The organism is Alphaproteobacteria bacterium, from assembly GCA_035625915.1.
Taxonomy (GTDB): Bacteria; Pseudomonadota; Alphaproteobacteria; order JACZXZ01; family JACZXZ01; genus DATDHA01.
The window spans coordinates 24,805-48,628 of the sequence record DASPOR010000081.1; the positions used below are offsets into that span (position 1 = coordinate 24,805).

Here is a 23,824-nt window from a genome sequence, read left to right on the forward strand (position 1 = left end):
CTCGCAGAGTTGCGTTGGTCGACGCGCGACACCGGTGCTAGCTTTGCCGCCATGATTCGCCCGAGTGCTCTCCTGGTTCTCAGCCTGCTCACAGCCTGCGCGTGGGAAGAGAATGTGTACGAACGACCGGCCTTGCCGCGTGCCGAGGTGCTGCCGCCACCCCAAGACGGCTCACCCCAGGAGGGGTCGCCCGAGGCGGAGTCGCCCCAGGCGGAGCCGCGCTCGAATGCAGCGCCGGCGGTAGCACTTCCCCCACCCAATCCCGCCTTCCTGGCTACAGCGCCCGAAGGGGATGTGCCGGGGGGCCTTGCCGAGGGGTCGCAGGCATCGACAAGCGTGGAACCCAGCCTCGAATGGCACGCGACGCTTCAAGAGGACGTGGTCGCTGTCGAGTTCGACGATTCCTCGAGCCGATACCGCGTCGAGAAGGTCGAACTGCTCGGGCCGAACGGTGCGCGCATCGCCTCGGCCCCCCTCGCCCGCACGGTTGAGCGCAATTTCGGCTACAGCACCGACGTTCCGCCCGGGACTTTCGTGGTCGGCCTCTTCGGCGGTTCGGCCGGCCTCGATGGCGGCGTGCGCGGCGGCATCGGGCACGGCTTCGACAACGACCCGGTTGGGCGCGGGCTCGACAACAGGCCGCTCGGCATTCGCGACACCGGCGTGCCGTCGAAGACGACGACGCGGGCGCGCATTACGCTTGCGGATCCTGCGGCCTATCGCAAAGACGTGAAGGACTGGAAGATTTGGGTCGAGCTTCTCGACTCGAACGGCGAGACATCGCATTTCGAGTTTTCGGCCCCAGCACCCTGAGCGACGCATCATCCGCTCTCGAGCATGCCTTTGAGCCGATAAAGAAGTTCGAGCGCCTCCTTGGGCGTCAATTCATCGGGATGTACGGCCGCGAGCAATTCCTCCATCGGCGACGGGCCCGTTCGTGTCGGTGAGGGGGGCCGCGCCGAGGCCACGCTGAAAAGGGGGAGATCGTCCGCCAGTGTGGCGAGGGCCCCCGCCTGCTCGCCCTTTTCAAGGGTCGCCAGCACCTGTTCCGCACGCGCGATGACGACTGCCGGCAGTCCGGCCAACTGTGCGACGTGGATGCCGTAGGAGCGGTCGGCGGCGCCAGGCGCCACCTCATGAAGGAATATCACGTCGCCGTGCCACTCCTTCACGCGCATGGTGTAGCACGCGAGGGCCGGAAGCTTCGCCGCGAGTGCCGTCAGTTCGTGATAGTGCGTTGCGAACATGGCGCGGCAGCGATTGACGTCATGAAGGTGCTCGAGAGTCGCCCATGCGATGGAAAGGCCATCGAACGTTGCGGTCCCTCGTCCGATTTCGTCGAGAATGACAAGGGCGCGTTCGCTCGATTGATTGAGGATCGCCGCGGCCTCGACCATCTCGACCATGAAGGTCGAACGCCCGCGCGCGAGGTCGTCGGCCGCACCGACGCGGCTGAAAAGCCGGTCGACGACGCCGATGTGCGCGGACCCGGCGGGCACGTAAGAGCCGATCTGCGCCAAAATGGCGATGAGCGCATTCTGGCGGAGAAAGGTGCTCTTACCCGCCATGTTGGGGCCGGTCACGAGCCAAAGGCGCTGTCCGGGTGCCAGATCGCAATCGTTTGCGACGAAGGCGCTGGCGCCCTGGGCCGCGAGGGCCGGCTCCACGACCGGGTGGCGCCCACCCGCGATTTCGAAAGCGAGGCTCCCGTCCACCACGGGCCGCGCGTAACGCTGCTCGACCGCAAGGGCCGCGAGCGAGGCCGCAAGATCGAGTGCCGCCATCGCGCGCGCCGCACGCGCGATCGTCTCCGCCCGCGCGAGAACCTCGGCGGCAAGCGTCTCGAAGATTTCGAGTTCGAGTGCGAGCGTCCGGTCGCCGGCGCGGCTGATATTTTCCTCGAGTTCGGCAAGCTCCGTGGTGGTGTAGCGCACCGCGCTTGCGAGCGTCTGACGGTGAATGAACGGACCGTTCGCACCGGATTGCATTTTTTCCGCGTGGGTCGGGGTCACCTCGATGTAATAGCCGAGCACGTTGTTGTGGCGAATCTTGAGCGAAGCGACGGTCGTATCCCCGCGATATCGGGTCTCGAGTGCGGCGACAAGTCGCCTGCTCTCATCGCGAAGCGCGCGCTGCTCGTCGAGTGCGGGATGATAGCCAGGTGCGATGAACCCGCCATCGCGTGCCAAATTCGGCAAGTCGGCCGCGAGGGCGCGCCCAAGATGCGCCACGATCGTCTCGTCCTGGCCGAGTTCTGCCGAGCATGCGCGAATCCCCGATGGCGGCTCGGCGAGGCCAGGCGACAGAAGCGCGCGGCCGACCTCGCGCCCCTCCCTGAGGCCATCGCGAATTGCCGCGAGGTCGCGCGGGCCCCCGCGGCCCAGCGTCAAGCGCGACAAGGCGCGCTCCAGGTCGGGCGCGCGCTTGAGGATCGCCCGGACGTCCTCTTGCAGACGCTCGTCGGTAACGAAGAACTGCACCATGTCCAGGCGCCGGTCGATCGTTTGCGGATCGGTCAGCGGCGATGCCAAGTGTGCTGCCAAGAGCCGCGCGCCGGCCGCCGTGACGGTCCGGTCGATCGCGGCAACGAGGCTGCCCCGTCGCTCCCCCGAAAGGGTCTGCATGAGTTCGAGGTTGCGCCGCGTCGCCGGATCGATTTCGAGGACCGAACCTGCGTGGACCTGCTGCAATACGCCAAGACGCGGGCGCTTGCCTTTCTGCGTAAGCTCGACGTATTCGAGCATGGCGCCCGCCGCCGCGAGTTCCGCCCGCGAGAAATTGCCGAACGCATCGAGAGTGGCGACGCGAAAGTAGGATTCGAGCCGGCGGCGCCCGCTCTCGCTGTCGAATCGCACGGCGGGCTGCGGCGTGAGCACGGCATTCCAGTCGCCGAGCGCCCCGGCGATCTCGGGCCGCGACAAAAGCCTGTCGGGAACGATCAACTCGCCGGGGTCGAGCCGAGCGATCGCGGCCGTGACCGTTTGGCGCACGGTACTCTGGACGTGGAAATCGCCCGTCGACATGTCGAGCCAGGCAAGCCCAAGCTCGCCGCCCGCCTCAGCGAGCGATGCGAGGTAATTGTGGCGGCGCGCATCGAGAAGCGTGTCCTCGGTCAGCGTGCCGGGCGTCACGATCCGGGTCACCTCTCGCCGAACGACCGCCTTGCTCCCACGCTTTCTCGCCGCCGCCGGATCTTCCACTTGTTCGCATACCGCAACCCGGAACCCCTCGCGAATGAGGCGCGAAAGATAGGCATCCGCGGCATGGACGGGAACGCCGCACATCGGGATATCGTCGCCGTCGTGCTTGCCACGCCGTGTGAGCGTGATGTCGAGCGCTTTCGAAGCCCGGACGGCGTCGTCGAAGAAGAGTTCGTAGAAATCGCCCATGCGATAGAAGAGGAGACAATCGGGATGGGCGCGCTTGACCTCGAGATACTGGGCCATCATGGGCGATGCGTTCTCGAGCGGCACCTCCTTCGCCGGCGCGGCCGGTCCGGCGTTGTCTTGGCGTGGCTCTATTCGGGATGACAAGGTCGGCCTTGCGCTCGCACAGTCGATTTCCGCGGCGGATCGGGGCGACGTCACCATAGCACGAGGCCCGCTCGCGTAGCGCATTTCGTTCGGCGCTTGTCTTGAAAGGGACATACGATTGGCGGAAAGTGTCCGCCATGCCGAAAGAGCCGATGCCACTCCGTCCAATCCTCGCGACCGCAGCGTGGCTCATGCTGCCCTTCGGCCTCACATTGGCGGCCCTCGTTGCACTCGGGCAGTTGGGCGGCTGGGCAGCAATCCTCGCACTGGCCGTCAACGCAGCCGCGATCGGGGCACTCCTCACATTTCATCTTGGCGGTGTGGTGCGCATCACGGTGCATCTTGACGCGATCGCGGATGGCGAGGATCGGACGACGCCGAGCCCGGCCTGGCCCTCGTTCGCGGCGGCACTCGCCTCCGCCGTCGCCCGCGCCAAGCGCCGCTGGCAGCAGCGCCGCGACGAGCTTACCCGACGGATCGCGGCCCTCGACGCCGTGCTCGACAGCTTGCCCGATCCCTTCATCATGCTCGACAACCGCCTGCGGGTGGTGCGCGCCAACAGTGCGGCGAGCGAGCTTTTGACCGACAATCCGCTTGGCCGCGACCTTTCGGCCAGTTTCCGGGTGCCGGCGATTCTCGAAGCGGCCCAATCGGCTTTGCTTCGCGGCGTCGGCTCGCGCGTCGAGTTCGAACTCGCGAGCCCGGTCAAGCGCTCATTCGTCGGTCGCGTCGAGCGCTTGGCCGGAATGACGAACGCGGAATTCTCGCTCATTGTCGTTCTTCACGACCTGACCGCGGAGAAGCGCACCGAGCAAATGCGCGCCGACTTTGTCGCGAACGCGAGCCACGAACTTCGCACCCCGCTCGCAACTCTCCTCGGTTTCATCGAAACACTTCAAGGGCCCGCCAGCCAGGATGCCCGGGCGCGCGAGCGCTTCCTCGCGATCATGCAATACCAGGCCGGCCGAATGTCGCGCCTGGTCGACGATCTGCTCTCGCTCTCCCGGATCGAGCTTCGCGAACACACCCCACCGACGGAACGGGTCGACCTGCTCCAAGTCCTGCGCGGGGTGGCCGATGCGCTCCAGCCGCAGAGCAAGGCGCGTCAGATGACCGTGGCCATCGAGCCAACGAACGGCGCCTTGCCGCCCGTGCTGGGCGACGCAGACGAACTCGCCCAGGTCTTTCAAAATCTGATCGACAATGCACTCAAGTACGGCCGGCGCGGCACCACGATCCGCATCAACGCCTTCAAGGCGGACCAGTGCCCGGTGCCGATCAGTCGAGTCCCTGCGGCGGGCCTCGCAGGCATTGCCGTCCACGACCGGGGCGAAGGCATTCCGAGCGAGCAGATTCCCCGCCTCACGGAGCGGTTTTACCGCGTCGATGCCGCGCGATCTCGCGCCCTCGGCGGGACCGGTCTCGGCCTCGCCATCGTCAAGCACATCGTGAGTCGCCATCGCGGAGCGTTGCAAATCGAGAGCGAGATCGGCCAGGGCAGCACGTTCACCGTCTACCTGCCGGCCGCCCGCAGCCCATCCCACGTCGAGGAATCGTCCTTGGAAAAGCAATGATCTCGGAAGGATCGCCTTGCGCCAGATCGAGCCCCATCGGTAACCTAACTGTCACATTATTGTATTAAATCTTTCGCGGCGGGGGGTTAGGCTTGCCGTCGCTCAAGCGGCGGCGTCAACGAATGACCCCATGACGTGCTGAGATGGTGTTGGATCGTCAAGCCCTCGTTACCTTGCCCAAAGCTCCGGCGATACCGCCTTTTTGCCTCGCGCAATAGGCGTTCTCCTTCGCGCGCGGCAGGCGGGGGTTGCGCTTCCTGAGTGACGGCGACTCGGCCGGGACCGGCCACAGTTCGGAACTGCGCGGGAGTTGGAGATGGCCTCCGATCATATCGTCCGAGTCTACGATCAGGAGCTCGACCAGCTCAATAATGCGATCGCCCAGATGGGCGGTCTTGCTGAAATCCAAATCGCCAATGCGATCGAGGCGGTCGTCAAGCGCGACTCGGCCCTTGCGGCCAGGACAGTCGATGCCGACGCGCGAATCGACGAACTCGAGCACGAGGTTCAGAACCAGGTCGTGAGACTACTGGCACTTCGCCAGCCCATGGCGCGAGACCTCCGCAGCATCGTGGCGGCCCTGAAGATATCGAGCGAGCTCGAACGAATCGCGGATTACGCCGCGAATGTCGCGAAGCGCACCCAGGCTCTCGTCCAGAGCCCGGTCGTAAATCCGATTTACGCGATCCCGCGAATGGGGGCACTTGCCCAGTCGCTCATCAAGGATGTCCTCGACGCCTACACCTCGCGCGACAGCGGCAAAGCACTCCAGGTCTGGCGACGCGACGAGGAACTCGATGAGATGTATGCCGGCCTTTTTCGCGAATTGCTCACCTATATGATGGAGGACCCGCGCAACATCACGCCCTGCACCCATCTTTTGTTCATTGCGAAGAATATCGAGCGCATCGGCGATCACGCGACCAACATCGCCGAGACCGTCCATTTCGTCGTCGAGGGCGGACCCTTTCTCGACGGGCGTCCGAAGGGCGATACGTCGAGCTTCGCCGTCGTGGCGCCGAGCGCCGAAAAGAAGCCTGGGAAAAACGGAGGGTGAGCCATCATTAGCGAGCAAATGAAATTGCACGTATTGATCGTGGAAGACGAAGCCGCTCTCGTCGAGTTGCTGCGCTACAATTTCGAACAGGAGGGCTTCCGCGTCTCGTCGGCGGCGGACGGCGAGGAAGCCCTCGTCATGGTGTCCGAAGATTTACCCGATCTCATCGTGCTCGACTGGATGCTTCCGCTGATGTCGGGGCTCGATGTATGCCGTCAACTGCGCCGGCGCGCGGAGACGCGCAATATTCCCATCATCATGCTGACCGCGCGCGGCGAGGAGGGCGATCGGATTCGCGGCCTCAACAGCGGCGCCGATGACTACATGACGAAGCCGTTCTCTCCCCGCGAGCTGATAGCGCGGGTTCGTGCGGTCCTGAGGCGCGCGCGCCCGGCACTTGCCGAGGAAAAGCTCGCCTATGGCGACATCATCATGGACCTCGCGGCGCATCGGGTGACCCGGGGCGGCCGGCATGTTCATCTCGGACCGACCGAATTTCGCCTGCTGCGCTATCTCCTCGAGCATCCCGGCCGTGTCTTCTCGCGCGAGCAGCTTCTCGACGCGGTCTGGGGAAGCGACGTGTATGTCGAGCCGAGGACCGTCGACGTCCATATCCGCCGCCTGCGTCGGGCCCTCAACGCCGACACCCAAACGGACCCGATTCGCACCGTGCGCTCCGCGGGCTATGCACTCGACGACGCGCTCGCTTAAAGGCCGAGCTCAACGCGGAATATGTCGCCCTCCTCGGGGACCGCGTGAATTGCGAAACCGAACTCGCGGCACATTTTCAGCATCGCTTCATTCTCCCGCAGAACGTCGCCGATGAGGCGCTTAATACCTCGCGCGCGGGCGTAGGCGATAATCTTGTGCATGAGAAAATAGCCGAGGCCCTGGCCTTTCATATCCGTGCGCACGACGATCGCGTATTCCGCCTCCTCGTTGTTGGGATCGGCCACGATTCGGACGACGCCGTAAATCTCGGCACGGCCCGGAGGTACTGATCGTTCGCTTAGCACAAGGGCCATTTCACGGTCGTAGTCGATCTGCGTGAGGCGGGCGGTCATATCCGCCGAAAGTTCCTTCTTGGGCGCAAAAAAGCGAAAGCGCACGTCCTCCGGCGAAAGCTTTTCGAACGCGGATACAAGAGCGGGCGCGTCCTCGGGCCGAACGGGGCGCATCAAAAAACTGCGCCCATCGCGCAGTGCCACGGTCTCCTCGAGTGCAGTCGGATAGGGCCTAATTGCCAACCGTGCTTGAGGGTCGCCGTGGAAGCGCTTCACTCGGATACGGGCATCGAGTGCGGTCACTCCCTGTGCGTCCGCCACGAGCGGGTTGATGTCGAGCTCGGCGATTTCCGCGAAATCGACCACGAGCTGGGAAATTTTTACGAGCGTCAGCGCTATGGCGTCGAGTGCCGCCGGCGGCCGTTTGCGGTAGCCCTGGAGCAGTCGATAGACGCGCGTGCGCGCGATCAGTGAGTGCGCCAATGTCATGTTGAGGGGTGCAAGCGCCAACGCCTTGTCGGCGATGACCTCTGCCGCCACCCCGCCCTGGCCGAAGAGGATGACGGGGCCGAATTGATCGTCCTCCGTCATCCCGACGATGAGTTCGTGGCCGCCCGCATTGTCGAACATGGGCTCAATCGCAAAACCGTCGATGCGAGCCCGCGGGAACGCAGCACCGATCCGCGCCATCATTGCCTCGGCGGCCTCGCGTACCGCTTGCGGTGTTGGAAGGCCGAGTGCCACGCCACCGGCATCGGTCTTATGCGTGATGTCGGGGGAGACGATCTTGAGCGCGCAAGGTGCATCGAACGCCTTCGCGAGGAGGGCGGCATCCTCCGCAGTCCGCGCCACACGCGTGGGCTGGGCGGGAACCCGGTACGCAAGCAAGATCTCCTTGGCTTCGGGCTCCGTCAGCCATTCGCGGCCCGCCTCGAGCGCTGCGTCGATCGTTGCGCGCGCCTTTTCGGTGTCGGGCGCAAAGTCCTCGGGCGTCGAGGGCGGCACTTGGACGAGCATGTCCTGGTTGCGCCAGTGGCGCACCATGTACATGAAGGCGCGCACGGCATGATCGGGGGTGGCGTAGGCGGGGATGCGCGCTTGGGCAAAGAGATGCATTGCCTCGGCGATCGCTGCGTCGCCGATCCAGCTCGTGAAGAGATTGCATTTTCGCGGTCCCGCCGCTTCGATCACCGCTTTCGCGGCATCGGTCGAAGAGGCGATTGCCGTGGGGCAGTTGAGTGCCAGCACCGCATCGACGTCCTTGTCCTCGAACAGGGCGGTTAGAGCCGCTCTATAGCACTCGGGCGTCGCCTCGCCGCCGATATCGACCGGATTTCCATGCGACCAGGTCGACGGCAATACCTTGTCGAGCCTTTCGATCGTCGACGCCGACAGTGCTGCGAGGTGGCCGCCCCGGTCGAGGAGGCTGTCTGTCGCCATGACCCCAACGCCGCCGCCATTGGTCAGGATGGCGAGCCGGTCCCCGCGCGCGGGGCCGCAAAGCGCCAGTGTCTCCACCGCGTCGAACAGCTCGTCGAGTTCAAGAACGCGCAACATACCCGCACGGCGGAAAGCGGCGTCGCAGACTTCGTCCGAGCCGGTTATCGCACCAGTGTGGGAGGCCACGGCCTTGGCGCTCTCCGCATGCCGGCCGGACTTCACCACGATGACGGGCTTGCCGCGAGCTGCGACGCGGGCCGCCGACATGAATTTTCGGGCGTGGGTAACGCCTTCGACGTAGAGCAGGATCGCACGCGTCGCCCCATCGCTTGCCAGGTAGTCCAGCATGTCCCCGATATCGACGTCGATCATGTCGCCCAGGGAAACGACATGGGAGAAGCCGATGCCGCGCGATGCGGCCCAATCGAGGACCGACGTCACCATTGCGCCCGATTGGGCCACGAAGGCGAGGTTCCCCCGCAGCGGAGATAGATGGGAGAAGCTCGCATTGAGATTGATACCGGGCACGAGGAGGCCGAGGCAGTTCGGCCCCACGATGCGCAGAAGATGCGGTCGCGCCGCATCGAGGGCGGCTTGCCTGAGGTCGTTCCCGACCCGGTCATCGCCCTCGCCGAAGCCGGCCGTGATCACCACCGCCGACTTGGTGCCGCGCCGGCCGAGTGCCGAAATGATGCCGGGTACCGTCCTTGCCGGGGTACAAATTACCGCAAGGTCCGGCGTCATGGGCAGGCTCGCCTCGTCCGGATAGGCAAGAACGCCCTCGACCGAACGGTGCTTCGGATTGACGGGCATCACCGGACCGGCGAACCCGGCATGGAACAAATTGTGCGCGACCACGGCACCGACCGAGTTCGGCCGCTCGCTCGCCCCGATCAGGGCGATCGATCGCGGTGCGAAGAGGCTGGCGAGGTTGCGCACGCTCATGGGACCCTACCGGATTGTCCTGTGGCGACACTCGATGCTGCGGCGCAGCATGACTTGAATATCCCTGAACCGCAAAGATTTAGCGCAAGCGGCTGAAATTGGACTACCCGCTATCCCGCTGCCGCCAAGGCTAATCGGCAGCCAAGAGCGCTTTATAGACGTGAGCCGCATCCGCCCCGAAACAGCAAAAGACGACGCGCGCCAAGCCCGGTGAAATTTCAAGCTCCTGCCGCACGGTCGAGAGTGCAAGGCCCGCGGCCCGCTCCAAGGGGAAGCGATAGATGCCCGTCGAGATCGCGGGAAAAGCGATGCTCGCCGCCGCGATTTCGCGTGCGCGGGCCATCGACGTGCGATAGCAGGATTCGAGCAATCGATCCTCATCGCGCGAACCGCCCGCCCAGACCGGTCCGACCGTGTGAATGACCCACTTGGCCGGAAGGCGATAACCTTTGGTGATTTTGGCGTCTCCGGTCGGACAACCGCCGAGGGTTCGGCATTCGGCAAGAAGTTCGGGTCCGGCGGCGCGATGAATGGCGCCGTCGACACCGCCGCCGCCGAGCAGACTCGTGTTGGCCGCGTTCACGATCGCGTCGACTGTCAGGGTCGTAATGTCGCCGACGAAAACCTCCACGATCCGGCTCATGGCCGTCTCCTTGCCGGCCCCGGCACTGCGTCGCGCGGTGCTGTCAATCGATTGCGTATTTCCCGACCGACCTTTCGTCCCACGCCATGCCATGCCCCGGCCGATCCGGAATGATTGCCATGCTGTCCTTCACGACGAGGGGTTCCGCGAGAACCGGGTTGGCCCAGTCGACGTATTCGAGCCAATGGGCCGTCGGGGTCGCCGCGAGAAGGTGCGCGCTCACCTCGGGGAAGAGGTGCGACGACATCTCGACACCCGCCGCATCGGCGAGGGCCGCCGCGCGCAGCCATCCGGTAACACCGCCGATGCGCTGGAGGTCGGGCATGACGTAGTCGCAGGCATGCGCATTCAGTGCTGCGGCCATGGCGTGGGGAAAGACGAAGTTCTCGCCGATCTGAACCGGTGTTTCGAGGGCCGCGGCGACTCTCGCATTCCCCGAATAGTCGTCGTGGCGAATCGGCTCCTCGATCCAATAGAGGCCCTCGCTATCGAGTGTGTGGCCCCGGGCGATCGCTTCCGCCACGGTGAGCGCCTGGTTGTAATCGGACATCAATATCGTGTCGGTCGGCATCGCCTTGCGCACCGACCGCACGACCGCGAGGTCATCCTTCCGCTCTGCACGCCCTAAACGGACCTTGGCCGCGCAAAATCCCTCGCCGAGAAGGGCCAGCACCTCGTCCGCCGCGGCCGCCGGAGAGATCATCCCAAGGCCGCAGCTGTTGTATGCCCTGACCGGCTTTGTCGTCGCGCCCAGATATCGTGCAAGTGGAAGGTTCGCCGCCTTGGCAAGCGCGTCCCAGCACGCGGTATCGAGCCCGGAGATCGCAAGGCCGATGACGCTGTTCGGATCGATGAGGCGATACCGCGCCACAGCATTCCGGAAAAGTGTCACGGGTGCGACTTCGGCTCCTTTGACGAGCGTCAGGAGATCGGCCAAGGCGGAGCGGACCAGGGGCACGATGCCGTCCTGGAAGCAAAAGAGATAGCTGCAACCGGCGATGCCCTCCTCAGTTTCGAGGTCCACGAGGACGAGCGGCACGGCAGCGATCGTCCCACTGCTGGTTGCGAGGGGTCGGCGCATGGGGAGACGCACCCCCCGGCTTCGGAGATTGCGAATCTTGAGGGGCGGAGCCGACACGGGCGTTCCTCCTGGTTATTCAAGACGCCGGCTGCCTCGTTGCCGGCACCCCAATCGGTACGATCAATGTTTGATCGCTTCCTCGGCCGGCAGATAGTCGAGCTTGAGGTCGCTTGCGACCGCCTTGTAGGTGATCTTGCCGTGATGGACGTTGAGGCCGTTGCGAAGATGACGGTTTTCCTCGCTCGCTCTGCGAAAGCCCTTGTCGGCTAGTGCCAGCGTGAACGGCAGGGTCGCGTTGTTGAGGGCGAACGTCGACGTTCGTGCAACCGCACCCGGCATGTTGGTGACGCAATAATGCACCACACCCTCCTCGACGTAGGTCGGTTCTGCGTGCGTCGTCGGCCGGCTGGTCTCGAAGCACCCGCCCTGGTCGATCGAGATATCGACGACGACGGAGCCGCGGCGCATCTTGTGGAGCATGGCGCGCGTGACGAGCTTGGGTGCCGCCGCACCCGGCACGAGCACGGCACCGATCACGAGGTCGGCCGACAGAACGTGGTGTTCGATCGCGTCCATGGTCGCGAACATCGTGTGGAGCTTTGCGCCGAACTGGAGATCGAGCTCGTAGAGACGCCTCAAGGACTTGTCGATGACGATGACGTGCGCCTCGAGCCCCATCGCCATGCGCGCCGCGTTGGTCCCCGAGACCCCACCCCCGATGATGACGACTTTCGCGGCCGGCACGCCGGGAACGCCGCCGAGAAGCACGCCGGACCCGCCTTGCTCCTTTTCAAGGCAATGGGCGCCGACCTGGATCGACATGCGGCCGGCGACCTCGCTCATCGGCGCCAGAAGCGGCAAACCGCCCGCTTCGTCGCTCACCGTCTCATAGGCAATCGCCGTGCAGCCCGAATCGATGAGAGCCTTGGCTTGCTTAGGATCCGCCGCCAGATGCAGGTAAGTGAAAAGCACCTGGCCTTCGCGAAGTTGCCTGCACTCGGCGATCTGCGGCTCCTTCACCTTGACGACAAGCTCGGCCGTCCGAAAGACCTCTTCCGCCGAGCCAAGCACCTTCGCACCCACCGCGCGGTAGGCGGTGTCGTCGAACCCGATGCCGGCACCGGCATTCGTTTCCACGACGACCTCGTGGCCATGATGAATAAGCTCGCGCACGCTGGCCGGAACCAGCCCGACCCGATATTCGTGTGTCTTGATTTCCTTTGGAACGCCGACGCGCATGATGCACCCTTCATGTTATACGGAGCACGAGGCTAGGGAGTGTCGGAGTATCGCGCCAAGGGGCCCGGCGGTAAAGCGCGGATGGACGATTTTCGGGAGGATGGTATGGCGGTCAACTATGGTTCCTTCAAAGCGCTCACCTTCGACTGTTACGGCACCCTGATCGACTGGGAAAGCGGCATTCTGGCCGCCCTACGGCCTTGGGCGAGACGGCATGCGAGCGCCCTCGGCGACGAAGCGCTCCTCGCCGCCTTCGCCGAGGCCGAGTCCGCGATCGAAGCCACGGAGCCGAAGCTTCTCTACCCCGACGTGCTGCGCGCCACACAGCGCGCCCTCGCCGCACGATTCGGCATTACACCCAATCGCGCCGACGAAGATGCGGTTGGCGGTTCCGTTCCCGATTGGCCGGCCTTCCCCGACAGCCCATCAGCACTTGCCTATCTCAAGGGGCATTACAAGCTCGCGATCGTCTCGAATGTCGACCGTGCGTCATTTGCAGACAGCAACAAAAGGCTCGGCGTGGAATTCGATTCCATTGTGACGGCACAGGACGTGGGAAGCTATAAACCGAACCCGGCCCACTTCCACGAGGCGTTCAAACAGCTCGCCGGCTTGGGCGTCGCGAGAGGCGAAATCCTCCATGTGGCGCAGAGCCTCTTCCACGACCACGTGCCGGCCAAGGCCCTCGGCATGACCACCGTGTGGATAAACCGCCGGGCCGGCAAAGAGGGATGGGGTGCTACGAAGCCGCCGCCCAAGCCCGTGAAGCCCGATGCGGAGTTCCCCACCATGGAAGCCTTCGCCGCAGCACACCGTGCTGCCACACGGTCCTAACCCTCCGACGCGCCTCGCTCCTGCAATAGACATCCTCATGGCGCGTCTCGCACCATGACGACGCGAGCCTCATCCTTAGAGACGCTCGTCGTCGCTCGCTCCTCAGGATGAGGACATAAAAAATAATCGTCATGGTGAGGGGGCTGCGAAGCAGCCGTTTCGAACCATGACGGCGCGAGCCTTGTCCTGCGAGACGCTCGCCGTCGCTCGCTCCTCAGGATGAGGGCATAAAAAATGATCCTCGTGGTGAGGAGGCTGCGAAGCAGCCGTTTCGAACCATGAGGGGGCCGGATGGGGGCACGTCTCGAGCGTAGCAATCTACCCTCGGCGCGGCACCTTAACCCGCGACTGCCCTGGCCGTTGTGACCCGTGAATGGCGCATGAGCCAGAGGAGCAGCAATAGGCCGGGAACGCCGAGGAGCGTGGCGGTCGCGAAGAAGCTTACCCAATCCATCTGATCCTTGAGCCAGCCGCTCGGCGTCGACAGAAGCGTGCGGCCCACGGCCGTGAGCGAGGAGAGCAATGCGTATTGCGTGGCCGTATAGCCGAGCGAGCAGAGGCCGGAGAGATAGGCGACGAGTGCCGCAGAGCCCATGCCGGCCGTCACGTTCTCCGTCGCGATCGTCACTGCCAGCATCGCCATGTCGTGACCCGCGATGGCCTGCAGCGCATACATCAGGTTCGCAGCCGATTGTGCGATCCCGCAGATGAGCAGGCTTGGAAATATGCCGAGTCGGGTCACCATGAGCCCGCCGATAAAGGCGCCGAGCAAGGTTGCGAAAAATCCGAAGATCTTCGAAACGCTTGCGATCTCGGAGAGCGAGAAACCGAGATCGATATAGAGCGGACTTGCCATCACGCCGGCGACCACATCCGCGAGCTTGTAGAGGAGAATAAAGAGGATGATGACGATCCAGGCCGGCCGTCGCATGAAATCCTCGAAGGGTGCGATCACGTGCTCTCGGAACCAGGCCGCGAGCCGGCCCTCGTCCCCCGCAGCGGCCTCACTCGGCAGTGTGCCTGGCTCCGGATTGGCAAGCACGGTCGCCACGCCGACGCTGAGCAGGAGCGCCATGACGAGGTAGGCGACCTGCCAGCCGAATGCGTCGGCGACGTAGAGGGCACCAGCACCCGCCGTAAGCATCCCGAGGCGGTAGCCGATCTGGACCATGGTCGCACCCGCACCCTGCTCGTCCGTCTTCAAGATCTCGACGCGATAGGCATCGATCACGATGTCCTGGCTGGCGGAGAGAAAGGCGACGACGACCGCGCAAAGTGCTGTGAGTGCGGGCTGGTCCTTGGGCGTCAGGCTGCCCAGCATCACGACGGCGATCATCAGCAAGAGCTGGGTCGCAATCATCCAGCCGCGCCGCTGGCCGAGGCGGCTGAAGAGCGGCAGACGCAGTCCGTCGACGAGGGGCGACCACAAAAATTTGAAGGAGTAAGGCAGGCCGACCGCGGCGAAGAGGCCGATCGACGTCTTGCTCACGCCCTCCTGGGCGAGCCATGTGCTGAGGGTGGAAAAAGTGAGCAGGAGCGGCAGACCGCTCGAGAAGCCGAGTGCGAGGATCGCGAGCATGCGCCTGTCTCGATATACGCGCAGCGCGTCGAGCCAACCGCGAATCACGGCAATCCCCGCTCGATTTCCATCGCCGCCGATCATAGGGAGGCGAAACGGCTCATACCAGCGATCAACGAATGGGCAGCCGATGAGCTGGTGTGGTGGATTTGAAGTTTCAGCTCCCCTTATCCCGCCTCCCTGGCGCGCGCCTCCTTCTTGCGCAGATGGGGATCGAGGCTAGCCTTGCGCAGGCGGATCGCATCAGGCGTCACTTCGACAAGCTCGTCATCGTCGATATAGGCGATCGCCTGTTCGAGGCTCAGGAGTCGCGGCGGCGTCAGCCGGACCGCCTCGTCCTTGCTCGTGGTGCGGATGTTGGTGAGCTGCTTGCCCTTGAGCGGATTGACCTCGAGATCGTTGCCGCGGCTATGTTCCCCGATGATCATGCCCTGGTAGGTCCGCTCGCCGGGATTGACGAACATCACGCCCCGCTCCTCGAGGTTCCAGAGCGCGTAAGCGACCATCTGCCCGTCGACCGTCGAGATGAGAACGCCATTCCGCCGGCCCTGGATCGGCCCCTTGAAGGGTGCGTACCCGTGGAAGAGGCGCGAGAGGACGCCGGTGCCGCGCGTATCCGTGAGAAACTGGCCCTGATAGCCGATGAGGCCCCGTGAGGGCACCAGGAAATTCAGCCGCGTCTTTCCTCCGCCCGAGGGCTTCATCTCGATGAGTTCGCCCTTGCGCTGGGAAATGCCGTCGATCACCACGCCGGTATAGCCGTCGTCGACGTCGATCACCGCCTCCTCGATCGGCTCGAGGCGTTGGCCGGTCTCGGGGTCGCTTTTGAACAGGACGCGGGGGCGGCTGATCGAAAGCTCGAAACCCTCGCGGCGCATCGTTTCGATGAGCACGCCGAGCTGCAGCTCGCCCCTCCCTGCGACCTCGTAGGCGTCTTTCCCGTCGCTCTCCCGCACCTTGATCGCGACATTGCCCTCGGCCTCGCGCAGAAGGCGCGCGCCGATTTCGCGCGAGGTCAGCTTGTTGCCCGCTTTGCCGGCGAGCGGGGAGTCGTTGACCGAGAAGGTCATGGCGATCGTGGGCGGATCGATCGGCTGGGCGTGGAGAGGCTCGGTCACCTCGGGCGCGCAGAGTGTGTCGGCGACCGTCGCCTCCGTAATCCCGGCGATGGCGATGATGTCGCCCGCCTCGGCGCGGTCGATCGGCACGCGATCGAGGCCGCGGAAGGCAAGCAGCTTGGTGAGCCTGCCTTCTTCGAGGACTTGGCCGTCATGGGAAAGCGCCTTGACCGGCATGTTGACGCGCGCGACCCCCGAATCGATGCGCCCCGTCAGCACCCGCCCGAGATAGGAATCGTATTCGAGCGTCGTCGCGAGCATGGCGAAGGGGCCGTCCGGGCTCACCTTGGGGGTCGGAACGTGCTTGACGATCAGATCGAAGAGCGGGGCCATGTTCTCGCGCGGCGCATCGAGGCTCGCCGCCGCCCAGCCCTCGCGCGCGGCCGCGAAAAGGACGGGGAAATCGAGCTGCTGGTCGCTTGCCCCGAGGGCGGCGAAGAGATCGAAAATCTCCTCGTGAACCTGATGGGGACGGGCGTCCTGGCGGTCGCACTTGTTGATGAGGACGATCGGGCGAAGCCCGAGCCGAAGCGCCTTCGTCAGGACGAATTTCGTTTGCGGCAATGGTCCTTCGGCTGCATCGACCAGCACGACCGCACCATCCACCATGTCGAGTATGCGCTCGACCTCGCCGCCGAAATCCGCGTGTCCCGGCGTGTCGACGATGTTGAGCCGGACACCGTTCCACTCGACCGACGTGCACTTGGCGAGGATCGTGATCCCGCGCTCGCGTTCGAGATCGTTCGAATCCATGGCGCGCTCGGCCATCGCCTGGTTCGCGCGCACCGCCCCGCTTTGGCGAAGCAGGACGTCGATGAGCGTCGTCTTGCCGTGGTCGACGTGCGCGATGATCGCAAGGTTGCGAAGGTCCATGGGAGCCGAACTGTGAATTGGGGTCGCGGCCGAATCCCCGCCGCCGGGGACGGCCGTAACATAGTGATTCGGAACCCTATTAACAACCCCGCATATTGCGGCGAGCCTTCACGAGGTGGGGATCTGCGCCGCCCATGACAAGGAAGCGATCAAACGAGGTTCGCGGCCTTGGCAAGCTCGGCAAGCGAGGTTTCCGGGCGCGCACCCACATGGCCGATCACTTCCGCGGCACAAAGGCTCGCGAGCCGGCCGCACGTCGCCATGTCGCGCCCCCGGGTGAAATTATGGAGAAATCCCGCCGCATAGAGATCCCCGGCACCCGTCGAATCCACGACCTTCGCGACCGGTGCGACATCGATCACGTGGACCTCGGTGTCGCGCAGGACAACGGAGCCCTTCTCGCTGCGCGTCAATGCCGCAACTTCGACGTTGCCGCGCACGGCCTGAAGGGCGGCATCGAAGCTTCGCACCTCATAGAGCGCCATTATTTCCTGTTCGTTCGCGAACAAAACGTCGACGTGATCCGCGATGAGCTTTTGGAACTCCTTGCGGTGGCGGTTGACGCAAAAGGGATCGGAAAGCGAAAGGGCTATCTTCCGGCCGTTCCGGTGGGCGATTTCACAGGCCTTGACGATCGCCTCCTTGGCGCGCGGCGGGTCCCAGAGATAGCCTTCGAGGTAGGTGACTTTGGCACTCGCGACCGTCGCCGGATCGATGTCTTCATGGCCGAGCTCGACGCACGCGCCGAGATAGGTCTGCATGGTGCGTTGCGCATCCGGTGTGACGAAGATGAGGCAATGGGCCGTCGCCGGGCCGGCGGCCGCGGCCGGCGTCTCGTAGTTCACGCCGAGCGCGCGGATGTCATGCTGGAAGACTTGCCCGAACAGGTCGTCCTTGACCTTGCCGATGAAAGCAGCGCGGCCGCCGAGCGAGGCGACGCCAGCGATCGTGTTGGCCGCAGATCCGCCCGAGCACTCGATCCCTGGCCCCATCTTTCGGTAAAGCGCTTCCGCCTCGCCTTCGTCGATGAGGGTCATCGCACCCTTCTTGAGGCCGAGCCGCGACAGCGTTGCATCGTCGGCGTGGGCGAGTACGTCGACGATCGCATTGCCGATCCCGGCCACGTCGAAACGAACGTCACTTCGCGTCGCCACGCTCATTTGCCAATCCTTTTCGTTGTTCCCGTTGCACTCGACTCGTCACAGCCGGGCTCGTCAATTCGAGCGGCCGCAGTATAGCGGGCAAGCAAGCGCTCGCAAGCGACGGGATGGCGAGTGCTCAAAAGGCACCGAGATGACGGCCGAGCCAAACGGTCGCCACACCCGCGACCATCGCGAGCGGCAGGCTCCCGCTCAGAATGCTCGCGAGCACGGTGACCCCGGCGGCAATCGCCTCGCTCGGGCTGCGACCGAGGACATTGGGGGCCACGATCGAGATGATCACCGCACCCGGGATATAGCCGAGCACCGCGCTCAGCCGCTCCGACGGCGCGATGCGGCGCGCAAGCCACAGGCCGCCGGCGCGCGTGAAATAGGTCACGGCCGCCATGCCGAAAATGGCGAGGAGTGTTTCCGACTCACTCGGCATCGCCAGGCCCTTTCGGCGTGCGGGGTGTGATCAGTGCGCCGACAAGGGTGCCCGAAAGCGCGCCGATGAGGATGTACCACTTGCCCGGGACATAGTGCTCGGCGGCGACGGCAACGAGTGCAGCCGTGACCCAGGGGACGATGTCGCGCCGCCCGCGCCAGAGCCCGACAAGGAGTGCGATGAATACCGCGGTGAAGGCGAAATCGAGGCCGAATTCCGCGGGGTCCCGAATGGCGCTTCCCGCGGTGAACCCGACGATGGTGGCACTCACCCACGCAAGGAAGATCGGCAAGCCGGCACCGACGAAGAAACCTGCATTCCGTTCGCCGCGCGCGAATTCGCGCATCGAGAGCGCCCATCCTTCATCGACAAGGAAAAACATGGAGCCGTAGGCGACGAGCGGGGGAAGTGCGCCGAACCAGGGCCGCATCGCGGCACCCATCAGCAGGTGCCGCAGATTGATCACGAGCGTGGTCAGCACGAGGGCCCCGATCGGGAGCGGCGATATCCAAAGGCCGAGAGCGACGAATTGCGCGGACCCCGCATAGACGAGGGAACTCATCAGCGTTGCGTCGGTCATTCGCATTCCCGCCTGGCGCGCGAGGAGGCCGAAGACGCAGCCATAGGCGAAGACCGAAAGTGCGATCGGCAGGCTGGCAACGGCACCCGCACGCATACCCGCCAAATCGAATCGAACCTCGCTCGTCATGCACGACTCCCGCAAGAATATTCGACTGCCGAACGCCCGCGCGATTAGAGGCCCGGTGCCATTCTCAAGCCGGCGCGATTTTTAGCCCGGCCCATTTCACCGCGGCAAGCATCCTATGATGGATTTGAAGTTCCTATGATCTTGGAGGTGTCCACGTTTAGGAACTTCAATTCCGAAGGCCACACGCGATTCGATAGAGTGCTCGTGTGGCTTTGAATCCGAAATTCGCTCACGGCCTCGCCGCAAGATTCGGCGAATTTCGGATGCGCCACGCGAGTGCCGACGGTCCGGCACTTGCCGTTCGGCATCGCAGGGAGTAATCAGGACCGCGCGCCACCGAATGACAGGCTTCACGGCATGCTCGACAACATTTCACGCACGATCGCTCAGCTGGGCGACCCGCGCATTCTCGCGGTCCTCTTCAAGAGCATCGGCCTGACCGTCGCGATCCTGGCCGTCCTGTTGATCGGGTTCTGGTATGGGATCGAACAGATCCACGTTTCGCAGCACTGGTTGCAATGGCTGATCGATCTTTTGGGCGTGCTTGCAGAAATATTGCTCGCGTGGATCCTCTTCGCGGTCGTGGCGAGCGTGATCGTCAGCTTTTTTCTCGATACGGTCGCCGGTTCGGTCGAGGAAAAGCACTATCCGGGACTGGGGCTCGCGCGCCGGCAAACGATCCGTGAGCTTCTCGTCGGAGGTCTCCAATTTGCAGGCGTTGCGATTCTCGTCAATCTTCTCGCACTCCCGATCTATTTGTTCGTGCCCGCAATTAATCTCTTGGTTTTCTATTGTGTGAACGGCTACCTTCTGAGCCGCGAATATTTCGAGCTGGTCGCGTTTCGCCGGGTCGAGCCGCTTGAGGCGCGGCGGCTTCGGTTGGCTCATCCGGTCGCGATGCTTCTGACGGGAGTGCTCATCGCCTTTCTGCTCACCGTGCCGGTCGTCAACCTTCTGGCCCCCATCCTCGCAACGATGCTCATGGTTCACGTGTTTCATGGTTTTACGTCCCGAGATGCATCTTCCAGTTGACGATTTTTTGTGAATGCCCGATCACTGGTTGAGCGGGAAAAGACAACGATAGGAAACCGATGATCTTTCGACGGAAGAAATCGCCAGCACCTCCCACTGACGGGCGCCGAACGGACGCACTCGATCGGCCCCTTGGTCCGAGCGTGCGACCGGTGCGCCCGCTTGTCCAATCGACGGCAGCCTCGGCGGGGCTTGAAGGGCGGCTTGACGCCGGGGCGAAATCAGCACCACCGGCGCTACGGGCCGAGCCCCTCAGCCGTGCCGCCAGCACGTCGCCCCCGCGGGCACAAGCAAGCACCTCGTCCCTGCCCGAGAGCGGAAGATTGACGATCGGGCGGGATATCACCCTCAACGGCCAGATCGGCGCCTGCGAGCGGCTCATCGTCGAAGGAAGCGTCGAAGGCGATCTTGCCGATGGCCACACTATCGAAGTGATCGAGGGCGGGCGCTTCGAGGGCAAGGCCACGGTGGAAACCGCCACGATCGCCGGACGCTTCGAGGGTGCGCTTACCGTCGCCGGAACGCTCGCGATCCAACGCACCGGCCATGTCGAGGGTACCGTGCGCTATGGCCGGCTCGAGATCGAGGCCGGCGGCACGATCGGCGGAGACGTGAAATCCCTTGCGGCCGATAGACCGGCGGTGCCCGAAAAAGGCACACAGCTCTTTGCCGAGGGGGCAGTCGGTTTGCGCGCGCTCAAAAATGGGGGCGAAGACTGATATGCCGTGCCTGAAATTGCCGGTCGCGAAGCCGGCGCGCATCGCCACTGGCACTTTCTAAGACATGGGCATTTTCCAAGACCACCATGCGGCTGAAAGCAGGGGCGATTGGGTCAACGGCAGGGCGAATTCGCCGCGAAGTCGGAGGCCGGGGCTGCGCGTAGCCGTCTACGCAGCCATGTTGGCCCTTGTCGCGTGCAATGGACCGGCATCCAGCACGATAGACGGCTCGGCAGGGGACAGTGCCAATCCGGAGCACCTGTCGTCCCTCGAGCCCGACGCTAAATCCTCGAAGACCGACTCGCTGCCCACGCCCGCGCGCCTCAAGGGCCTGAGTGAAGGCCAGCTCAAAGCGGCACTTGGCGAACCGACGCTCCTGCGCCAGGAAGGCAATGCCCAGCTTTGGCAATATGCGGGAAGCGGATGCGTGCTCCACGTCTTTCTCTACGACGATCACGGCACCTACCGTGTCACCTATTCGCAGGTGCGCGTCGATGACCCCGAAGTCGCCAATCCGCCGACCTGCGTCGAATGGAAGAGCACCCCGCGCAGTGCGACGACGGCCGGGCGCACCACGTTGCCGGCGCCAGCGGGACAGCCGCCGTCATAAGCACGTTGTCGGGGCGGGCGGGGCCGGCCGGCACGGCTCGTGCGGCTTGGAATCCAAAATTCGCTGACGGCTGTGCACCCGGCTAGTGTGGCGAATCCGAAATTCGCCAAATTAGGGGGCGAGACCGTTTGCACCTCAAGCCCCACCTCCGCCCGAGACGGGGCGATTCTATGCTTGCAGGTGTCATGGAATGCAGCAGCGGGGCGACGACGGCCCGCTGCGGCAAAAGGATGAAGCCGCTCGCGATACAGGGACACTCGCAATTATTTTTTCTTTAGATGCCAGTGGTGCTTGCAAGGAGGATTATTGACATCGGCGTCGATAACATCTCCAACGACACGACCATGAATATCGACTGTGCCGCCGTCCACATCGATTGAAACGTCCTGAAATGATCCATCCTTGTTAGGATCAAAAGCCATCGTATATTTCTTTAGTGCGCTGTTGGTAAATGTCAGCGTTTCACCCTTGATGGTAACCGTTACATCGTCCGTCGCTGGACAATTTGCATTTTCGCTCCCGCTTTTTACCAGCGTCCTCGTTCCGATGTAGTCGCCGTCGAACGCATTTTCGGCACTCAGAGGCGGTCCTGCGACAAGGCAGATCAGCGCGCAAATCCCCAAAATCACTGAGCAACGTTCCGTGTGCCAACGAGACATGGGCTTCAGCTCCTCAGCTATGCGAGCGCTCCGGATTCCGAGCCACGTCATGTCACTTGCTCGCCTGGGGATAAAGTCCCGCAAGGCGCGCAATAAGGATTGCGACGAAAAACACGCCCGTGAATTCCTCGATGATTACGAACGAGCGGGCCTGATCCGTGACCGGCACGATATCGCCATAGCCCACGGTCGTGAGAGTCGTGAAACTGAAATAGAGGAGGCGAAAGACCGCATGCGGATCGGTCGCATCCGCCTGCGGAAAGTTAAACGAACCCGGCGTGAAGCTCTCCACCACGGAATAGATGAAGGCAAAAAGGAAGATAATCATGATGTAGCTGGCAAGCGCGCCGTGCAGTTTGTCGGCTGTGACAGGGCCTCTCTTTAGGATGTACCGGAGAACTTCGCCAATTGTAAGCAAGAGAAAGAAGATGAAGATAACGACTGCAAGCCGATCCAGCACCTCGTTAGCAGTCAAAATCGACGCCCACAGCAGGGCAATCGCAAGGACGGCCAGCCCGAGTTCCGCAATCAGCATGCGCCTATTCTGGCCCACGGCGAATGCTCCGCCGACAAGTACCAGGGAATAAAAGGCCGCCAATATGACTCGGCCAATGGCGTTACCGTGCGCGTAAGGATAGACCAGGATGGTACCGATCAGAGCCAGCAGGAGATAAGTGCACGGCCCGTGCCCGGCGAACGCCTGCACCAGGTCTTTATCGACTTCATATTTTTGCCTGCCGCCCCTCACGTGCTCGCTCCGTCATTATTCCACGCGCGAAGGGTATCCAGTCCGGCTATTATAGCTCGATTTTTGTTGTCGTCATGCCCGGAGCCGGCCGCGTACTTGTTATGCCGGCGAGCCGGAGTCGGTGCACGTTCGCAGCACCCGAAACGGGTGCACGCGTCTCATCAATCCTACCCTCGCGCTCAATTCCCCCGCTTGCCGACGGGGCTTTTCCTTGTGCGCGCGACCGGACGATACATTAGACGTCAAAATTAGCGCTTTGCCTTTTCGGGAACGGTGCCGCGCATGCTGGCTACGAGAATCATATCGACACGATCCCCATCGGACGACAGCGGCAGCGCGAGCCGGGTGTATTCGTAAGGCTCGCCATCGAGTACCCCGCGAATTTCGTAGCAAATCGGGCTCCGACCCCGAACGCACTCGCTCAAATGCCGCGTGACGAGCGTGCCGAATACCATATCCGTGTAATCGAGCGTCGTAAGCCCGGTCATATCGCTAGCGCCGGGGTTGGCCATCTTTCTGCCATAGAGGCGATACCGGAAACGCGAGGGTCCCTCAACTTCGAGAAGGTGCACACGTCCCACGAGGTTGTAATGCAGTTCAGAGGGGTCGATGTCGCTCGGGGGTGGCATGGCGCGACCGCGACGCTTTTGTTGCCACTCGGTGTGGAGTATTCCCAGTGCCAACGGCAATGACTCGGTGGCGCAATCGAGCCGGTGCTCCTTCATCAGCACGAAACCCATGGCTAGCCTCTGTCCTTTCTGCCATTGCCCGCGTCGGCCAGTTGGGTCTCAGGCTAAGTCCGCAGCGCATCGGTGTCGAATCCCGCACGCCGCCGAGTGG

Annotated in this window: 21 protein-coding genes; 8 read left to right on the forward strand and 13 right to left on the reverse strand. The window is 63.7% G+C overall.

Going from position 1 to position 23,824, the window contains the following annotated elements:
* The first annotated feature begins 114 nt into the window (after positions 1–114).
* A complete protein-coding gene (locus tag VEJ16_06925; protein HYB09385.1) occupies positions 115–813 on the forward strand; it encodes a hypothetical protein in 699 nt (232 codons plus the stop codon).
* Positions 814–821: 8 nt separating this feature from the next.
* Here VEJ16_06925 and mutS read toward each other — a convergent pair whose 3' ends face one another.
* The gene (mutS, locus tag VEJ16_06930; GenBank protein ID HYB09386.1) at positions 822–3,449 is read right to left on the reverse strand and encodes a DNA mismatch repair protein MutS; all 2,628 of its coding nucleotides are present in this window, start codon (positions 3,447–3,449) and stop codon (positions 822–824) included.
* A gap of 221 nt (positions 3,450–3,670) precedes the next feature.
* On the opposite strand from mutS, the gene VEJ16_06935 reads away from it, so the two are divergent.
* The 3 genes from VEJ16_06935 to phoB all read left to right on the forward strand — a co-directional run bounded on the left by VEJ16_06935 (position 3,671) and on the right by phoB (position 6,875).
* Positions 3,671–5,107, forward strand: coding sequence for an ATP-binding protein (locus VEJ16_06935; GenBank protein ID HYB09387.1), 1,437 nt, complete (start codon positions 3,671–3,673; stop codon positions 5,105–5,107).
* A 316-nt stretch (positions 5,108–5,423) separates the two neighbouring features.
* Entirely contained in the window at positions 5,424–6,164 is a 741-nt protein-coding gene (gene phoU / locus VEJ16_06940; protein ID HYB09388.1) for a phosphate signaling complex protein PhoU, read from the forward strand.
* A gap of 18 nt (positions 6,165–6,182) precedes the next feature.
* The gene (gene phoB, locus VEJ16_06945) at positions 6,183–6,875 is read left to right on the forward strand and encodes a phosphate regulon transcriptional regulator PhoB (protein HYB09389.1); all 693 of its coding nucleotides are present in this window, start codon (positions 6,183–6,185) and stop codon (positions 6,873–6,875) included.
* Here phoB and VEJ16_06950 read toward each other — a convergent pair.
* The 4 genes from VEJ16_06950 to ald form a co-directional block, all read right to left on the reverse strand.
* A complete protein-coding gene (locus tag VEJ16_06950; protein HYB09390.1) occupies positions 6,872–9,553 on the reverse strand; it encodes a GNAT family N-acetyltransferase in 2,682 nt (893 codons plus the stop codon). The genes phoB and VEJ16_06950 overlap by 4 nt on opposite strands.
* A 130-nt stretch (positions 9,554–9,683) precedes the next feature.
* On the reverse strand, positions 9,684–10,196 hold the full coding sequence (locus VEJ16_06955; GenBank protein ID HYB09391.1) for an O-acetyl-ADP-ribose deacetylase: 513 nt from the start codon (positions 10,194–10,196) through the stop codon (positions 9,684–9,686).
* Between the two features lie 43 nt (positions 10,197–10,239).
* Positions 10,240–11,334 (reverse strand): enolase C-terminal domain-like protein, encoded by a 1,095-nt coding sequence (locus tag VEJ16_06960; GenBank protein ID HYB09392.1) that lies wholly within the window; start codon positions 11,332–11,334, stop codon positions 10,240–10,242.
* 63 nt (positions 11,335–11,397) lie between these two features.
* Positions 11,398–12,516, reverse strand: coding sequence for an alanine dehydrogenase (gene ald, locus VEJ16_06965; GenBank protein ID HYB09393.1), 1,119 nt, complete (start codon positions 12,514–12,516; stop codon positions 11,398–11,400).
* Between the two features lie 105 nt (positions 12,517–12,621).
* Between ald and VEJ16_06970 the strand changes: the two genes are divergently transcribed.
* Positions 12,622–13,350 carry a haloacid dehalogenase type II gene (locus tag VEJ16_06970; GenBank protein ID HYB09394.1) on the forward strand — a complete coding sequence of 243 codons (729 nt, stop codon included), beginning with the start codon at positions 12,622–12,624 and terminating at the stop codon, positions 13,348–13,350.
* 337 nt (positions 13,351–13,687) lie between these two features.
* Here the strand turns inward: VEJ16_06970 and VEJ16_06975 are convergent, their stop codons facing one another.
* From VEJ16_06975 to VEJ16_06995, 5 genes are all read right to left on the reverse strand, one after another.
* Complete coding sequence (locus VEJ16_06975; GenBank protein HYB09395.1) at positions 13,688–14,929, reverse strand: AmpG family muropeptide MFS transporter; 1,242 nt, start codon at positions 14,927–14,929, stop codon at positions 13,688–13,690.
* A gap of 167 nt (positions 14,930–15,096) precedes the next feature.
* Entirely contained in the window at positions 15,097–16,920 is a 1,824-nt protein-coding gene (gene typA / locus VEJ16_06980; protein HYB09396.1) for a translational GTPase TypA, read from the reverse strand.
* Between the two features lie 149 nt (positions 16,921–17,069).
* Entirely contained in the window at positions 17,070–18,080 is a 1,011-nt protein-coding gene (locus VEJ16_06985; protein ID HYB09397.1) for an adenosine kinase, read from the reverse strand.
* A gap of 118 nt (positions 18,081–18,198) precedes the next feature.
* Positions 18,199–18,507, reverse strand: a complete 309-nt coding sequence (locus tag VEJ16_06990) for an AzlD domain-containing protein (GenBank protein HYB09398.1) — start codon at positions 18,505–18,507, stop codon at positions 18,199–18,201.
* A complete protein-coding gene (locus tag VEJ16_06995) occupies positions 18,497–19,216 on the reverse strand; it encodes an AzlC family ABC transporter permease (GenBank protein ID HYB09399.1) in 720 nt (239 codons plus the stop codon). The genes VEJ16_06990 and VEJ16_06995 overlap by 11 nt, the downstream gene beginning before the upstream one ends.
* 276 nt (positions 19,217–19,492) lie before the next feature.
* On the opposite strand from VEJ16_06995, the gene VEJ16_07000 reads away from it, so the two are divergent.
* The 3 genes from VEJ16_07000 (at position 19,493) to VEJ16_07010 (ending at position 21,577) form a co-directional block, all read left to right on the forward strand.
* Entirely contained in the window at positions 19,493–20,248 is a 756-nt protein-coding gene (locus VEJ16_07000) for an EI24 domain-containing protein (GenBank protein ID HYB09400.1), read from the forward strand.
* 59 nt (positions 20,249–20,307) lie between these two features.
* Positions 20,308–20,967, forward strand: a complete 660-nt coding sequence (locus tag VEJ16_07005; protein ID HYB09401.1) for a polymer-forming cytoskeletal protein — start codon at positions 20,308–20,310, stop codon at positions 20,965–20,967.
* A 64-nt stretch (positions 20,968–21,031) separates the two neighbouring features.
* A complete protein-coding gene (locus VEJ16_07010) occupies positions 21,032–21,577 on the forward strand; it encodes a hypothetical protein (protein HYB09402.1) in 546 nt (181 codons plus the stop codon).
* A gap of 263 nt (positions 21,578–21,840) precedes the next feature.
* Here VEJ16_07010 and VEJ16_07015 read toward each other — a convergent pair whose 3' ends face one another.
* The 3 genes from VEJ16_07015 to VEJ16_07025 form a co-directional block, all read right to left on the reverse strand.
* A complete protein-coding gene (locus VEJ16_07015) occupies positions 21,841–22,236 on the reverse strand; it encodes a hypothetical protein (GenBank protein HYB09403.1) in 396 nt (131 codons plus the stop codon).
* Positions 22,237–22,288: 52 nt separating this feature from the next.
* The gene (locus VEJ16_07020; protein ID HYB09404.1) at positions 22,289–22,984 is read right to left on the reverse strand and encodes an ion channel; all 696 of its coding nucleotides are present in this window, start codon (positions 22,982–22,984) and stop codon (positions 22,289–22,291) included.
* 248 nt (positions 22,985–23,232) lie between these two features.
* Positions 23,233–23,724, reverse strand: a complete 492-nt coding sequence (locus VEJ16_07025; protein ID HYB09405.1) for a PAS domain-containing protein — start codon at positions 23,722–23,724, stop codon at positions 23,233–23,235.
* Positions 23,725–23,824: the final 100 nt, after the last annotated feature.

Bases quoted from the DNA above. Each gene is read 5' to 3' on its own strand.
- mutS (HYB09386.1), bottom strand. From the start codon at position 3,449: ATGATGGCCCAGTATCTCGAGGTCAAGCGCGCCCATCCCGATTGTCTC.
- VEJ16_06935 (HYB09387.1), top strand. From the start codon at position 3,671: ATGCCGAAAGAGCCGATGCCACTCCGTCCAATCCTCGCGACCGCAGCG.
- phoU (HYB09388.1), top strand. From the start codon at position 5,424: ATGGCCTCCGATCATATCGTCCGAGTCTACGATCAGGAGCTCGACCAG.
- phoB (HYB09389.1), top strand. From the start codon at position 6,183: ATGAAATTGCACGTATTGATCGTGGAAGACGAAGCCGCTCTCGTCGAG.
- VEJ16_06950 (HYB09390.1), bottom strand. From the start codon at position 9,553: ATGAGCGTGCGCAACCTCGCCAGCCTCTTCGCACCGCGATCGATCGCC.
- VEJ16_06955 (HYB09391.1), bottom strand. From the start codon at position 10,196: ATGAGCCGGATCGTGGAGGTTTTCGTCGGCGACATTACGACCCTGACA.
- ald (HYB09393.1), bottom strand. From the start codon at position 12,516: ATGCGCGTCGGCGTTCCAAAGGAAATCAAGACACACGAATATCGGGTC.
- VEJ16_06970 (HYB09394.1), top strand. From the start codon at position 12,622: ATGGCGGTCAACTATGGTTCCTTCAAAGCGCTCACCTTCGACTGTTAC.
- VEJ16_06975 (HYB09395.1), bottom strand. From the start codon at position 14,929: ATGCTCGCGATCCTCGCACTCGGCTTCTCGAGCGGTCTGCCGCTCCTG.
- typA (HYB09396.1), bottom strand. From the start codon at position 16,920: ATGGACCTTCGCAACCTTGCGATCATCGCGCACGTCGACCACGGCAAG.
- VEJ16_06985 (HYB09397.1), bottom strand. From the start codon at position 18,080: ATGAGCGTGGCGACGCGAAGTGACGTTCGTTTCGACGTGGCCGGGATC.
- VEJ16_06990 (HYB09398.1), bottom strand. From the start codon at position 18,507: ATGCCGAGTGAGTCGGAAACACTCCTCGCCATTTTCGGCATGGCGGCC.
- VEJ16_06995 (HYB09399.1), bottom strand. From the start codon at position 19,216: ATGACGAGCGAGGTTCGATTCGATTTGGCGGGTATGCGTGCGGGTGCC.
- VEJ16_07005 (HYB09401.1), top strand. From the start codon at position 20,308: ATGATCTTTCGACGGAAGAAATCGCCAGCACCTCCCACTGACGGGCGC.
- VEJ16_07010 (HYB09402.1), top strand. From the start codon at position 21,032: ATGGGCATTTTCCAAGACCACCATGCGGCTGAAAGCAGGGGCGATTGG.
- VEJ16_07015 (HYB09403.1), bottom strand. From the start codon at position 22,236: ATGTCTCGTTGGCACACGGAACGTTGCTCAGTGATTTTGGGGATTTGC.
- VEJ16_07025 (HYB09405.1), bottom strand. From the start codon at position 23,724: ATGGGTTTCGTGCTGATGAAGGAGCACCGGCTCGATTGCGCCACCGAG.